Origin of the sequence: Arenibacter algicola (genome assembly GCF_018860365.1) — a bacterium.
GTDB classification, from domain to species: domain Bacteria; phylum Bacteroidota; class Bacteroidia; order Flavobacteriales; family Flavobacteriaceae; genus Arenibacter; species Arenibacter algicola_B.
The window spans coordinates 358648-374350 of record NZ_JAHKPO010000024.1; the positions used below are offsets into that span (position 1 = coordinate 358648).

Here is a 15703-nt window from a genome sequence, read left to right on the forward strand (position 1 = left end):
ATTCTATACTTTTTCTGGGTTAAAGATATGGTCTACCCATTGTTTTCCCCAATTATTTAACTCTTGTTTTGTATACAATTCTGGAAAAAATACAACTTTCTGAAAACTTGGAGGCAAATATTCCTTCCAATTTGTTCCGCCAGTGGCATCTATTTGTTCATTGTCTTTGGTCAAATAACGATATGCCGACCCCATGTGCATCAGTGGCCAATTTATGTTTGCATTAACGTCTAAAGCTTTTAACGCTTCAACCAAGGTTTTATTATCCTTACTTTTTTGTGGTAACTGCTGGTATTTATGGTATATAGTGCTGTTGTTCACCTGATTGGCAATTCGTATCAATCTTGGTGTATAACGGTACTCAAATTGCTTTAAAGTAAGTGTTTTTTCGCCGGTAACCCGATCGGTTGCCCCTTTTTTCCAATAAATGTGTTCATATAATTCCTCAATAGTGTTATCCGATGAGAAATTATGTCTTTCCGAAAATTGCACGAGGTTTTCCATGGGAGTGGCGTACAGCTCTATCATTCTATATTGTGCAGACTGAAATCCGCTGGCCGGAAGCAATGCCATTCTATATTGCATAAACTGCTCCCTTTGCATCCCTTTGATCATAACACTAAAGGAAGATATCAAGACCTGATAGTAACTATTGATGCGATTTGCCTTTTCTATAAAAAAATCCAAATCCTGGGTCTTATCATCCACAATTTGCTTTTGCTCGTGAAGGATAAGTTTAAAATACAATTCTGTAATCTGATGGTACATTATAAAGATCTCCTCATCCGGGAAATGCGTCCTAGGCACTTGGATACTGAGCAGGGTATCTAGATGGATGTAATCCCAATAAGTGAGATATCGTTGATATAAAAGGCCGTCCAAATAAGAGCTTAAGTCTTGTCCAGAATCCTTGTATTTTTCTTCTAGTTTGGAAATCTGGGAATCAATATGCTCTTTATTCATTTTAATCCATTATTATTTTAAATTGATGCTTGAGTCCGTTGTATCCGTCCAAATCCGCCTTTATAGACCCAACACTCAATTCTGCCTGTATCCTTATTGGAATTCTATTATTGTCATTGGAAACCCAAAGGGACAAACTTTCCTGTTCCTTGAATACCCGTCCTGATTGTACATAAGGCCTAAACTTTAGACATTCGACCTTCCCATATTTTGTTCTTAAAACCTCCTTGCCCAAGTATTTAAGCTTAAACTTAAAAACTCCATCATCATCGTATAAGAGATTTAATTCAATGGACTCCCCTTCAACCAACTCTTCTACTTTGTAGTTGTTACGGAGATAATAAAAGGCCGAAATCAAATCCTGAATACCCTCTTGAATGGTAAAATTAAACTTTTTATCCTTTTTTTTATCGTTTAATACCGCAATATCCTTCTCGTGGTCAAAATTCACCTCAATATCCTTGGTATATCCACCTTCATCAATTTTTCTTATAAATTTATAAGGCTTGCCATCTCTTTTATCAAAAAAGCTCTCATAGGTGTCATCCACCTTAAAAAATATACTGGCAAAACCGGTTGTTTTACCATTTCCTACCACATGATAGACAGGCAAACCGTCCAAATCATGGGATTTTACCTGAAGCGTGGCGTAGCTGGCATTTAGAAATCCATAATGTATCCTAAACTTCAGCCATTCCCCTATTTTAAAAGCAGATGTATTTTCTGTATTTTCAGGCAAATGAAACTCACCGTCATTTTCCAGTTGTTGAACCTGGGAATTGATAGTGAATCCAAAAATTAAAACCAGTACAATGCAAATCTTTTTCATCTGTTTAAATTGATCTAATTACAGTAGGCATTAATGTACTTTCTGCCTATCCAATACATAGGCGATCTTGATTTTGACGGCTAAGGCATAAATTGCAATAGCCTATGTAACACCTCATTACTCCTGTAAAATTAATAAAAACGATTTTACTTTTCTTTTATTTGATAAATCTTAAACAAAATTTGTTCCAAAAATTGGCCCACAAAAAAAGCCCAGTCGTAAAACTGGGCTTTTCCTAAATAACCAACCAAACTTTAAATTATGAAAAACCAATACTTAAAGTTGTAAGGGAACCACCCCTTACGAGTACAAATTTAATACAAGATTCGCTTTAAAAATAAGATTTAACTTACTTTAACGATTCTATTAACACTATTTAATAATTAGATACTTAAAATTGGCAAAAAGTTAAGAAAAGGTGCCTTTTTATAACGTTCCTCGGGACTCTTGTTCCCTCTCTATTGCTTCAAACAATGCCTTAAAATTTCCCTTCCCAAAAGATTTTGCACCCTTCCTCTGGATTATTTCAATGAACATCGTTGGCCTGTCCAAAATTGGTTTTGTAAAGATTTGGAGCAAATAGCCCTCATCATCCCGATCTATTAGTATCCCAAGCTCACTTAAAGGCGCCAAATCCTCGTCTATAGAACCGACCCTGTCCAAAACATCTTCGTAATAACTAGGAGGAACGGTCAGGAACTCAACCCCCCTATTTTTAAGGGCGCTCACCGTTTCAATAATATTGTCGGTTGCCAATGCCATATGCTGCACCCCTGCACCGTTATAAAATTCTATATACTCTTCAATTTGGGATTTCTTTTTTCCGTCCGCCGGCTCATTGATCGGGAATTTAATTCTGCCGTTCCCATTGCTCATTACCTTGCTCATTAGAGCGGTGTATTCCGTTGAAATATCCTTGTCATCAAAGGAGACCAATTGGGCAAACCCCATAACTTTGGCGTAGAACTGGCACCATTTGTTCATTTCGTTCCAGCCCACATTACCTACCATGTGGTCTATATACTTCAATCCAACATCCGATGGTTTATAAAAAGGATTCCAGGGTCTAAATCCTGGCATAAATGCCCCCTTGTAGTTCTTGCGTTCCACAAAAACATGTACCGTTTCCCCATAAGTATGGATACCGGATGTAACCACTTCCCCGTCCTTATCCCGTTTGGCTCTGGGCTCAAAGTAACTTTCGGCCCCTCGTTTCATTGTTTCCACATAACTCTCCCTGGCATCATCTACCCACAATGCAATTACCTTTACCCCATCACCATGGGCATCTATATGTCTATTGATATCCCCTCCGGATTTTAAGGGAGAAGTTAATACCAGTCTAATCTTGTCCTGCTGTACCACATAGGAAACCCTATCTTTTAATCCTGTTTCCAATCCGGAATAGGCTAGGGGCTGAAAACCCCATGCAGCCATGTAGTAATATGCGGCTTGTTTTGCATTGCCCACATACAGTTCTACATAATCGGTGCCAAGAAGTGGTAGAAAATCCTGAGCATCCAGATTTTCCTTTGTTAATTTTAAAGATGTTTTATCGGTAGTTGCCATAATAATAGATTTTTGAATTGATATAATACATATATAGCCAAGTCATTGGCTAGTAGAAGAAGTTAGCCCAAACGGTCTAAAACAAAATTTGGACAACTTCCAAATCGCCTTAAATTACCACATAGCCCTGAGATGGGCCGTAATATCAATTCTAAATTGTAGCATGATCAAAATCCTGTTCAACAAATATCGGAATAAATGTTGGCTTAAAGTGTTAATAGTCGTGCATTTGATTACAGAAAAATAATCCAAAAGCCTTATTTAAAACCAATAACCAATACTAAAAAAGAAGTGGTTTTCCTTAATTTCGGGGGAATAGGAATAAATCACCTGAATTGGCCCAATAAAGGATTCGAACCCATAACCGAGTGCATAACCGGAGAACTCGGGCGCTTTAAACCAATCTGCCGTTCTAAAAAGGTCATCGCCGACATTGGCCAAATTTGCCGCCAACAATATATGGTTCTTGGGAACAAACTCAAAATCCAGCCTGCCATAGGCTTTTACATAACTGTTCCCTACCAAACTTAAAAAATCATATCCGTAGAAAGGGACAACATTGTTCACTAAATGGTTCCCATAACCCCCCAATATAAAATCGAGGGAGGTAACAGGGGATATGCCCCATTTAAAACCCCCTTCAGTTTCCAAGTTAAGATATATGTTTTTAGCCAAGGAAAATGCTCCTCCCATTCTTGCCTTGCCTATTGAAAATTCCTTGAAATTATCGTTAAAATCGGATGAGAAGACATAAAAATGAAAATCTCCGTCAAAGTATAGCCCTTTAGTGGGAAAATAAACGTCATCATAGGTGTCAAAAGTAAGCTGCCCGTAGGTGCTGTAATAATTACTTTTTTCAAAATAGGTTCTCTTATTGGCCGTTGTAGACGTGCTAATGGTATCTATTTGCCCCAAAGTTTTAGTGCTATATTTCAGTAATTTATGTTCCACCCCAATGGCAAAGGCAAACTCTTCTTCTATTACGGTCTGTAAATACATCTGATTGGTCAGATCTGAAGCGCTTAGGTTTATTTTTCTAATATTGGAACTATTATCGACATCAAAATTGGATTTTATCAGATCAAAATTTATTTCTTTATTAAAATCGTCGAACCTGGAATTTATCCCAAAACTCCAATAAAAGCCCTTGTCCACATAATATTCCAAATTGTATCTTAGATTATCCCCAATGACAAAATCTACCGAGGCTACATCATCATCCATTAAAACATTCTTCCTTGTAAGATTTACGATTCCCGCACTTTTGTAAAGGTCATCAAAATGAACCCCTAGGCGAATGAACATTTTATCAGGATTCTCCTTAACGTTCAACAGCAGCTCCACCCCTTCGCCATTATTGAGCAATTCGTATTTAATAGCCCTAAAGTTTCCGGTAGCGGACAAATTGTTGATTCCCTGCTGCAATTTTTTAAAGGTTATTTTGTCATCTACGTTAAATCTTAATTTCCCCTTGATGTAGGCCCTGGAATAATTATAATTCCCTTGGATTGTCAATTCATTTACAAACAGGGTATCCTTTATCCCGGCAGCTATTATCTTTTGCCTCTTAAGATTGGGGGTCTTGGCAATTTTCAACAATTCCTCCATATGCAATCTAGCCGCTTCCTCGCCCCTATCTATTATTACTTTTCCCATGTCAAAATCTATCACCGAGTAATCCTTGATATCCGGGGTGATATAAATATCGGTTTGGGCCGATTTCTTTTGCATATCCCTAACCGTTCTGTAATTGTTGATCTGCAGCAGTATTTCCGTAGCACTCAACAAAGATTCTCTATCGGACAGCCCATGCTGTACATCCACCCCAATTACCACATCGGCGCCCATCTTCTTCAATTCGCCTATGGGATAGTTATTTACCACACCCCCGTCAATCAACACTCTTCCATTGATCTCTACGGGTCTAAAAAGTGAAGGAAATGTGCCACTAGCTAAAATTGCCTCGGGCAAATAGCCTTTATCCAATAATATCTGATCCCCGGTTTCCACATCTGTAGCAACACATAAAAAAGGGATTGGAAGTTTACTAAAATCATCTATATCCTTAACATGGTACAGCAACCTAACAAACTCGTTGTAAATACTTTGCCCGCCCGATATGGCCTGGGGAATGGAAATTTTAAATTTGTTGAACGGAAGTGTTAGGGCATATCTTTCCGAATCTTCCTTCTCATAAAATGTTTTGGCGCTTCTGGGCACGTTATCCTGAATCAATGACTCGAAATCCGTATTTTTAAAAATAGAATCCAATTCTTTTGCAGTATATCCCGAAGCGTAGAGCGCCCCAACAATAGCACCCATACTGGTTCCGGTTACATAGTCTATTTTTACCCCGGCCTCTTCAATTACCTTTAGGGCACCAATATGTGCCAACCCTTTAGCACCGCCCCCACTTAAGACCAGCCCAACTTTTATATCCTTATTTTCTACCCGTTCCTGGGAAAGGATCAGTTGCGGAATAATTAATATACAATATATAAGTAGCGACTTTAGCATAAAGTTAATACAATGGTTTAATGAAAGGTTTCATATATTTTCTTGGCTTTGGACATTCCAATGGTTTGGGCCAAATTCTCTAAACTGGCCTCTTTTATCCTTTTTACGGATTTATAGTTTTTCAATAACTCTTCCACAGTTTTACTCCCTATCCCATCTATACTTTCCAATTCCGAATTAATGGCCGCCTTACTTCTCTTGTTTCTATGAAAAGTTATCCCAAATCTATGGGCTTCATTTCGCAATTGTTGAATTATCTTCAACGATTCGGACTTTTTATCCAAATATAAAGGAATAGGATCTTCCGGAAAGTAAATTTCCTCTAATCTTTTGGCGATACCTATAATGGCTATTTTCCTTCTTAACCCAAGGGCATCCAAACTTTTAAGAGCAGATGACAGCTGGCCCTTGCCTCCATCAATAACAATAAGTTGTGGCAACGACTGTCCTTCTTCCAAAAGTCTCTTATAACGTCTAAAAACCACTTCCTCCATGGAGGCAAAGTCATCCGGACCTTCAACAGTCTTAATATTGTAATGACGGTATTCCTTTTTTGAAGGTTTTCCATCCTTAAATACCACACAGGCCGCCACAGGGTTACTGCCTTGGATGTTGGAATTATCAAAACACTCTATATGCCTCGGTTCCATGGAAAGTCGCAAGTCCTTTTTCATTTGTCCCATTACCCTATTGGTATGCCTATCCGGATCAATAATCTTTATTTGTTTAAACCTATCCTGTCTAAAGAATTTGGCGTTGCGTTCCGATAGCTCCAATATCTTTTTTTTATCTCCCAATTTAGGCACTACCACCTTTAGGTGCGACTCCAAGGTAACCTCAAATGGAACGTAAATCTCCGTTGAATGGGAATTGAAGCGTTGCCTAATTTCAATTATCGCCAATTGGAGTAAATCCTCATCCGTTTCATCCAATTTCTTCTTAATTTCCAGGGTATGGGACCGTATAATGGAGCCGTGGGACAATTGCAGGAAATTAACATAAGCAAAAACCTCATCGGAAATAATGGTGAACACATCCACATTATTGATCTTAGGATTTACAATGGTGGTCTTTACCTGATAGTTTTCAAGAACCTCTATCTTATCCTTTATAAGCTGTGCCTCTTCAAACTTCATCTCCTGGGCCAGCAATTTCATGCGACTTTTAAAATAGTGGAGGGAGGATTTAAAATTACCTTTTATAATTTCCCTGATCTCCTGGATTTGCCGATTATATTCCTCCTCCGATTGATACCCTTCACAAGGACCTTTACAATTTCCCAAATGGTACTCCAAGCAAACCTTGTATTTCCCGGCAGCCACTTTATCTTGTGCAAGATCATAGTTACAGGTACGCAGAGGGTAGACACTTTTAATCAGGTCCAATAAGGTATGAATGGTCTTCATGCTCGTATAGGGTCCAAAATACTCCGACCCATCCTTGATAAATTTCCTGGTAGGAAAGATTCTCGGGAACTTTTCATTTTTTATACAAATCCATGGAAATGTCTTATCATCCTTAAGTAAAACATTGTACCTAGGACGGTATTTTTTAATTAGATTATTCTCCAAGAGCAGAGCATCAGACTCGGTAGGCACCACTATGTGCCTAATACTCCTAATTTTCTTCACCAGAACACGGGTTTTTCCTTGCTCGTGCGTTTTATTAAAATAGGAGCTAACCCTTTTTTTTAGATTTTTAGCCTTGCCAACATATAAAATCTTGTCCTCTAAATCATAAAACTGATATACCCCGGGATTGGTAGGAAGCGAACTTAACTGTACTTCTATAGATATATGGGACATGTATTGAGATAAATTTTTTCTTTAAATATGAAAATTACAGTGTTTTTACCAAAGGACACAAAGATTCTAGTTTTTTAACTCTGATGCTAAGATCCTAAAGTGAAATTTTGGAAACCTTCCATTTTAATAATTGTATTCCTCTAGCAAAAAGTAGGACTTCTCCTAGTCTAAATTTAACATCCAATCCAATAAAATTCGATAAATCAAAAAAAATTATCGATTAAATGCACAGTTGCCAAAAATTAACGTTATCGTACACTATTTTATAATATACTGACAAACAGCTTTTTACGGTATTTTAATGATAAAATTCAATTAACAAATAATTCAAAATCCCAAATATTTGTTAAAAATGATGCATTTCATCGATAAAACGATACCCTTTATGGAGCATTTCATATTTTTTTAATTATATTTAAAAAATCAAAATTATTTAACGCATGGACAACTATATAATAACCTTGGGCACATATTTAATTCTTATGCTTTTTTTCAAAATATATTACGCAGTGGCCTCCAAGGAATAGTTTTCCTATTTCCCAATTAAACCCTGCCCCCAAAAGCCCCGAGTTTAACCAACCCCTATGTTGAAAAAAGATTTGCGTTTAATCTACTCCGAACGCCGAGAAAATCTTACTTCACAATCAATATCAGATTCAAGCTTACTGATAGCCAACCGGCTGCTTCAATTACCCATTTGGAATTATTCCTATTATCATCTATTCCTTTCCATAACCGAGAAAAAGGAAGTCGACACTAGTTTTATTATGTCCATTCTACAGGGCAAGGACAAAAACATCCTACTTCCGAAAATGTTGGATAGCCGAAATCTTATCAATTATTTACTTACCGATAGTACGCCCATAAAAAAAAATCGCTGGAACATCCCTGAACCGGTAGATGGGATTGAAGTGCCACCTGAAAAAATAGATGTTGTCTTTCTTCCGTTAATGGCTTTTGACAAAGAAGGTCACAGAGTTGGTTATGGCAAAGGGTTTTATGATGTGCTACTGAACAAGTGCAGACCCGATGTTGTTAAGGTGGGACTCTCGCTATTTAAGGCAGAAGAAAAAATTGAGGATATAGATACGCACGACGTTCCTTTGAACTTTTGCGTTACTCCTGATCGGATTTATTCGTTTTAACTTCTTCTGAACTTTCTCCAAAAGCTCTTTTATTAAATACAATTAGTATACCTACACCTGTACTAATTGCGGTATCCGCTATATTAAAAACGGGTTCGAAAAAACGAAAATTATTTCCCCCAACCATAGGTACCCAATCTGGCCATACGGAATCTATCATAGGAAAGTAGAGCATATCTACCACCTTGCCGTGAAATATACTGCCATAAGGCTCAGAAGAAAATGCTGTGGCTACTTGAGAATAGCTATCGTTAAAAATCATACCGTAAAAAACGGAATCCAATATGTTTCCGAGTGCGCCTGCAAATATTAGGGATACCGCCAGTATCAAGGTTTTGGAAGAATTCTTTTTTATGGTATCGAACAACCAATATCCTATCCCAACAATGGCAAACAAGCGAAATATGGTAAGTATCAGTTTTCCTACTTCATCGGATATGGGCAGTAAATCACTTAGTTTGGTTCCCCAAGCAGCACCTTCGTTTTCTATAAACAAAATCTTGAACCAACTAAAGACATCTACCGACTCGCCTAAAACAAAGTTTGTCTTAATATATACTTTGCTTATCTGGTCTATAGCAAGAATTGCTATTATGATTACTAAGGATTTTTTTAAACTCATTACTTAAAAAATAGATTCGGCAAAAATAAACATATTATTCGGTTTTCCTTATGCTGATATTTCCGGTTACGGAATTCAGCGTAAAATGGTCATCTCCAGAGGCAATCGCTTCGCGTTTAATCTTGCCATATTTTGTGGAAGCCATAATTTGGGCGTTTTTTGTAATTAGCTCAATATTTCCACTTTGGGTATGAACATCCACATTTTCCCCCGTTTCTTTTAAAGTGCATTTGCCATCGGACAAACTAATTTTTAGGTTGGCATAATGCCCCGTAACGCCCACATTGGTGCTGGTACCGTATACGTTAACATCAAGGTACTTGGGGATTGAAATCTTTAAGGAAATGGAAATAACCTTATGGGCACTTAATTTATCGTTTGGAAAAACAAAATTGGGCTGAAAACCGGCACTGACCAATACGGTTGCCCCCTCCTGTTTTACATTTACCAATAAATCCTGTAAATACTCACCGTCTATTGAAGCCTCAACGGTTATGTTTGGAATATCCACAGTTTCCAAAGCAAGGGAAAAACAATTCTTGCCATCTATCTGAACAAAAGATACGTTGGGATTTTCAATGGTTTTGACGACTTTTTTTTGGGCGTGTAAAATACAACTACCCATTAGAAAGATAACAACGGCAACTAGTCTCATACAATAAAAAAACGCCCTTAAAGGCGTTTTTAATTTTAGGATTGCATATTTTTCGCTTCTATACTCAGCGTTGCGTGCGGTACTAGCTTAAGTCGCTCTTTGCTGATCAGCTTTCCTGTAACCCGGCAAATGCCATAGGTTTTGTTCTCTATACGCAACAAGGCGTTCTTTAAATCCCTTATAAATTTCTCCTGACGAATGGCCAATTGGGTATTTGCTTCCTTGCTCATTGTTTCGGAGCCTTCTTCAAAAGCCTTGAATGTTGGCGATGTATCATCAGTTCCATTATTGCCATCATTCATATAGGAACTCTTTAAAAGTTCCAAGTGACTTTTTGCTTTTTCAATTTTTTCTTCGATCAGAACTTTAAACTCGTTTAAATCCTTATCCGCGTACCTTACTTTTAATTCTTCGGCCATAATCTTAGTGTTTTACTATAAACAATCTGGTATTAACTTCGTCGAAAGCCACTTCTATTCCATTGTCCATGCTTTCTTCAAAATTAAGTTCTGCTGCCAAGGTTTCGGTCTTAATATATGCCATATTACTTTCTACCGCATCCTGGACAAATCCATTTTTCAATAATTTAATATCTATTTTATCTGTCACTTCAAAACCCGATTCCTTTCTAAGGTTCTGAATTCTATTGACTAGTTCCCTAGCAATACCTTCCTTTCTAAGGTCCTCATTGATAGATATATCCAAGGCCACCGTTATTGGGCCTGAACTTGCTACCAACCAACCTTCTATATCTTGGGAGGAAATTTCTACATCCTGTAACTGTAAAGTAATACTTTTATTATCAAAATGCAGCAAAATTTCGCCTTCCTGTTCAATTTTTTGGATATCATCCTGATTCAATTGCGCTACGGCACTGGCAATCAACTTCATATCCTTCCCAAACTTAGGCCCCAAGGTTTTAAAGTTTGGCTTAATTTGTTTAACCAAAATTCCAGAAGCGTCATCCAACAATTCTATCTCTTTCACATTCACCTCGGACTTTATCAAATCTGCAACAGCCTCGATCTCCAGCCTTTGTTTATTATCCAATACCGGAATCATTATCTTTTGCAATGGTTGGCGTACTTTGATCTTCTCTTTCTGACGAATGGACAGGACCAAGGATGATATGGTCTGCGCCTTTGCCATTTTACTTTCCAATTCCTTATTCACCATTGAGGCATCATATTTAGGAAAATCGGCCAAATGTACACTTTCAAAAGGCTCTTTCTGTGTCGTAATGGTTAAATCTTTGTATAACCTATCCATATAAAATGGTGCCACCGGTGCTGATAGTTTTGCCACAGTGGTTAAACAGGTATACAGGGTTTGGTAAGCCGATATTTTATCTTTTTGATAGTCCCCTTTCCAAAAACGCCTTCTACTTAAACGCACATACCAATTGCTAAGATTTTCCTGTACGTAGTCCGATATGGCCCTAGTTGCCTTGGTGGGTTCGTAATCTTCATAGGCCTCGTCCACAGTTTTGATCAGGGAATGCAATTCCGATAAAATCCATTGGTCTATTTCCGGTCTTTCATTTAGGGGAATATCCTCTTCGCTATAGTTAAATCCATCTATGTTGGTGTACAGCGCAAAAAATGAGTAGGTGTTGTACAAAGTTCCAAAAAACTTACGTTTTACCTCTGCGATACCCTCTACATCGAACTTTAAATTATCCCATGGATTTGCATTGGATATCATATACCATCTAGTGGCATCGGCCCCAAATTCATCCATGGTTTCAAAAGGATCTACAGCATTGCCCAAACGCTTGGACATTTTCTTACCTTCCTTATCCAATACCAGGCCATTGGAAACAACATTTTTATAAGCCACAGAATCGAATACCATAGTAGCTATGGCATGCAAGGTGTAAAACCAACCACGGGTCTGATCAACTCCTTCGGCTATGAAATCGGCCGGAAAAGTCTTTCCTTCATCTATTAAGTCCTTATTCTCAAATGGGTAATGCCATTGTGCATAGGGCATAGAACCACTATCGAACCAAACATCTATAAGGTCGCTTTCCCGCCTCATTGGTTTTCCAGAAGCCGACACCAAAATTATTTGATCTACAATATTCTTATGAAGGTCTATTTTATCATAATTGGCCTCGCTCATATCACTTACAACAAAATCCTCAAAAATATCCTTTTCAAGAATTCCTGCTTTTAAGGCTTTTTGCATTTCTAACTTAAGTTCGGCCACAGAACCTATCATCAATTCTTCCTTGCCATCTTCGGTACGCCAAATGGGTAAGGGAATACCCCAATAACGGGAACGGGACAGGTTCCAATCATTGGCATTGGCCAGCCAATTGCCAAATCTTCCTTCTCCTGTAGCCTTAGGTTTCCAATTAATGGTTTGGTTTAGATCAAACATCCTATCCTTGATATCAGTAACCTTTATAAACCATGAATCCAAGGGATAATATAGGATAGGCTTATCCGTACGCCAGCAGTTGGGATAGCTGTGAACGTATTTTTCCACCTTAAAGGCCCTGTTTTCTTCTTTTAGTTTGATGGCGATCTCTACATCTACCGACCGCTCTGGAGCCTCACCATCGTCATAGTACTCTTTTTTAACATATTTACCGGCATATTCTCCCATTTCGGGTCTAAATCTACCCTGAAGATCCACTAAGGGAACTGGATTGTTATTTTCATCCAAAACCAACATAGGCGGTACTTCCGGTTCCGCCAATTTTGCTACCAAGGCATCATCTGCCCCAAAAGTTGGCGCCGTATGTACAATACCCGTACCATCTTCTGTGGTAACAAAATCACCTGCGATTACCCTAAAGGCATTCTCTGGATTTTGGTAAGGCAGTGCATAGTCCAACAGTTGCTCATATTTTATTCCAACAAGTTCCAACCCTTTGGCACTTTCTACAATTTGATAGGGTATTTTCTTATCTGTTGATGTGTATTTCTCAAAGTCGGCATCGTCTTCTGCTTCAAAAAATTTACCGCTAAATTGCTTTCCTACCAAAGATTTGGCCAAGACAACATGCATGGGTTCAAAGGTATATTGATTGAAGGTTTTCACAACAACATAATCAATCTTAGGACCTACGGTCAATGCCGTATTGGATGGCAAGGTCCATGGCGTGGTCGTCCATGCCAAAAAGAATACATCTCCCTTAACATCCTTAAAATTCTGTGGCAAGGTAGCTTTATCCGCTTTAAATTGTGCCACAACGGTTGTGTCCGTAACATCTTGATAAGTCCCTGGCTGATTTAACTCATGGGAACTTAAACCCGTTCCCGCTTTTGGCGAATAAGGTTGTATGGTATATCCCTTATAAATAAGTCCTTTGTCGTAAATCTGTTTAAGCAACCACCAAACAGATTCCATATATTTGGATTTGTAGGTAATATATGGGTCCTCCATATCTACCCAATATCCTACTCTTTCGGTCATGGAATTCCATACATCGGTATACCGCATAACCGCCTTCTTACAGGCTGCATTGTATTCTTCAACGGATATTTTGGTGCCAATGTCTTCCTTGGTGATTCCCAATTCCTTCTCCACTCCCAATTCAATTGGAAGTCCGTGGGTATCCCACCCGGCCTTGCGCTTTACCTGAAACCCTTTCATGGTCTTATAGCGTGGAAAAATATCCTTAATGGTCCTGGCCATTACATGGTGAATGCCAGGCAATCCGTTTGCAGAAGGCGGTCCTTCATAAAAAACAAAACTATCTTTGCCTTCCCTACTGCTTACACTTTTCTCAAAAACATTGTTCTCCTTCCAATAGTGCAATACCTCCTCAGCGACTTTCGGTAAATCTAAACCCTTGTATTCTGCAAACTTCATAATAACAGCTTCTAATGCTACATTTTAAGTTTGCAAAACTAATGATTTTTAGTGTAAAATGATTCTGTTAAAAGCAAAAAGCCCCTTAGAAAAGGAGCTTTTTAAAATTTTTGTACGTTGTTGAAATTATTTTGTCCCGGTTACGGTAACATTTGCGCTTATTTGGATGGCCGAGCTTACCTCTATAGCCCCTAAATTAAGCCCTGTGGTCGACTCTACATTCAACAAAGCGTTGAAGTAGAACTCATTATTGACATCTTCCTTATAGGATGCAAAAATTAATTCGTATTCCCCTTCCTCCAAGAAATCCAGACTATATGATCCACTTAAGTTTTTTACTTCCGCACTGGTTACGGCATTGGCAAAGGTAACTTCGCTCTCCCCTTTTCCCTGCGTTTCAACATCGGCATTGAAAGTCCCTTTTTCATAGGCATAGACAATAATCTTGTCCGATGTATTGTTGGCATCATTGGCACTCCCTGAAATTTTTCCGGTCAATTCTGCATTAACCGTTCTTATTCCTGCAGTAAGCTCTGCCATGGTAACAAAATTGAAATCATTGGACAATCCATCCTTCTCTTTCTTGATAGTTTTTCTAAGGTCGAAATCTACCACGATTACATTAGTGGCATTAGCCAGTACCTCAAAGGTATTGTTTATGGTGATTTTGTTGGATGAGGCAACCAAAGCATCTTTTTCACCGTTGGCCTTTTCCACGTAACAACCAGGAGCATCACCATTCACATCCTTATCAAAATCCAATTCAAAAACGATACTGGAATATGATTTAGCCTGCAAATCCAGGTTTCCCAAAGCCTCTGTTTTGCCATTGACCAAAGCCGCTAAGTTTATAGTTGTTGCGTTAAAACCTTCCAAAGACTTTCCATCTACGGAAACATTGGTAATGGTAACAAAAACTGCCTCTACTTCGGCGTTATCTATAGGTGCATCCGTAACTTCAAAAGATGTATTATACGATTCCCCCTCCATGGCAGAATCATCATCTTTATTACATGACATCATCCCAACTAACGCTATTAAAGCTAACCCTGAAATCTTTAAATAATTCTTCATAATAATTTAGTTTTAAACATTTGCCTATATAACAATCAAGACCAGTCTTCCCCTACCTAAAAAATCCCCCTGAAAAATGAATTCTTGTCTAGAAACCTGATTTACAGAAACCTAAACGATTAATTTTCTTACAATTTTCTTGGTCTTAGAACAAGAAATATGGTCTAAATCCCCAAGACTTACGTATATATCTGTATCACATTCAATTTAATTTCAAAAACTAACAAAATGAAAAAAGTAATTTTAAGTTCAATTTTGATGATTGCCTTGAGCATTTCATTTGTATCGTGTAGAGAAACGAAGGATAAGGCCAAGGATGCCATGGAAGAAACAAATGAAGCATTAAAAGAAGTTGGGGAGGATATGAAAAAAGTTGGGGAAGAGGTAAAAGGTGCTGCCTCAGAAGCCATGGAAGATGCAAAAGAAATGGGAGATGATATGAAAGAGGCGGGCAACGAGGCCATGAATAAGGCCGGTGATGCTGCCAAAGAAGCAGGAGAGGATATTAAGGGCGCCGCCACCGATGCAGTAGACAAGACCAAAGCTGTTGCCAAGGAGGTAGGTGACGAGGTAAAAGATGCCGCCACCAAGGCTGCAGACAAGACGAAGGCCGCTGCCAAGGAGGCCAAAGAGAAAATACAGGAATAGTTTTCCCTATTTTCATTAAAAAAAAGTCCGGTATACAAATACCGGACTTTT

At 38.3% G+C, this 15703-nt stretch carries 12 protein-coding genes; 2 read left to right on the plus strand and 10 right to left on the minus strand.

All coding sequences use genetic code 11. The features are described 5' to 3' along the window. Nucleotides 1-3: 3 nt before the first annotated feature. The 5 genes from KO529_RS20120 to uvrC form a co-directional block, all read right to left on the minus strand. Nucleotides 4-963, minus strand: coding sequence for a tryptophan 2,3-dioxygenase family protein (locus KO529_RS20120; RefSeq protein WP_215949640.1), 960 nt, complete (start codon nt 961-963; stop codon nt 4-6). Nucleotide 964: 1 nt separating this feature from the next. After that, on the minus strand, nt 965-1792 hold the full coding sequence (locus tag KO529_RS20125) for a DUF3108 domain-containing protein (protein ID WP_215949641.1): 828 nt from the start codon (nt 1790-1792) through the stop codon (nt 965-967). Between the two features lie 426 nt (nt 1793-2218). Next, a complete protein-coding gene (gene hppD / locus KO529_RS20130; RefSeq protein ID WP_215949642.1) occupies nt 2219-3361 on the minus strand; it encodes a 4-hydroxyphenylpyruvate dioxygenase in 1143 nt (380 codons plus the stop codon). Between the two features lie 261 nt (nt 3362-3622). Further along, on the minus strand, nt 3623-5878 hold the full coding sequence (locus KO529_RS20135; protein ID WP_215949643.1) for a patatin-like phospholipase family protein: 2256 nt from the start codon (nt 5876-5878) through the stop codon (nt 3623-3625). A gap of 17 nt (nt 5879-5895) precedes the next feature. Beyond that, the gene (gene uvrC, locus KO529_RS20140) at nt 5896-7683 is read right to left on the minus strand and encodes an excinuclease ABC subunit UvrC (protein WP_215949644.1); all 1788 of its coding nucleotides are present in this window, start codon (nt 7681-7683) and stop codon (nt 5896-5898) included. Between the two features lie 584 nt (nt 7684-8267). On the opposite strand from uvrC, the gene KO529_RS20145 reads away from it, so the two are divergent. Continuing rightward, nucleotides 8268-8828, plus strand: coding sequence for a 5-formyltetrahydrofolate cyclo-ligase (locus tag KO529_RS20145; protein WP_215949645.1), 561 nt, complete (start codon nt 8268-8270; stop codon nt 8826-8828). Here the strand turns inward: KO529_RS20145 and KO529_RS20150 are convergent. From KO529_RS20150 to KO529_RS20170, 5 genes are all read right to left on the minus strand, one after another. Then, the gene (locus KO529_RS20150; RefSeq protein ID WP_215949646.1) at nt 8800-9450 is read right to left on the minus strand and encodes a lipoprotein signal peptidase; all 651 of its coding nucleotides are present in this window, start codon (nt 9448-9450) and stop codon (nt 8800-8802) included. The genes KO529_RS20145 and KO529_RS20150 overlap by 29 nt on opposite strands. A 34-nt stretch (nt 9451-9484) precedes the next feature. After that, nucleotides 9485-10105, minus strand: coding sequence for a DUF4097 family beta strand repeat-containing protein (locus KO529_RS20155; protein ID WP_215949647.1), 621 nt, complete (start codon nt 10103-10105; stop codon nt 9485-9487). 35 nt (nt 10106-10140) lie between these two features. Beyond that, nucleotides 10141-10524, minus strand: a complete 384-nt coding sequence (locus KO529_RS20160) for a TraR/DksA family transcriptional regulator (protein WP_031445713.1) — start codon at nt 10522-10524, stop codon at nt 10141-10143. Between the two features lie 4 nt (nt 10525-10528). Beyond that, complete coding sequence (gene ileS, locus KO529_RS20165; protein WP_215949648.1) at nt 10529-13930, minus strand: isoleucine--tRNA ligase; 3402 nt, start codon at nt 13928-13930, stop codon at nt 10529-10531. 126 nt (nt 13931-14056) lie between these two features. Next, nucleotides 14057-15004, minus strand: a complete 948-nt coding sequence (locus KO529_RS20170) for a DUF4382 domain-containing protein (RefSeq protein WP_215949649.1) — start codon at nt 15002-15004, stop codon at nt 14057-14059. A gap of 228 nt (nt 15005-15232) precedes the next feature. Between KO529_RS20170 and KO529_RS20175 the strand changes: the two genes are divergently transcribed. Continuing rightward, nucleotides 15233-15652, plus strand: a complete 420-nt coding sequence (locus tag KO529_RS20175) for a hypothetical protein (RefSeq protein WP_215949650.1) — start codon at nt 15233-15235, stop codon at nt 15650-15652. Nucleotides 15653-15703: the final 51 nt, after the last annotated feature.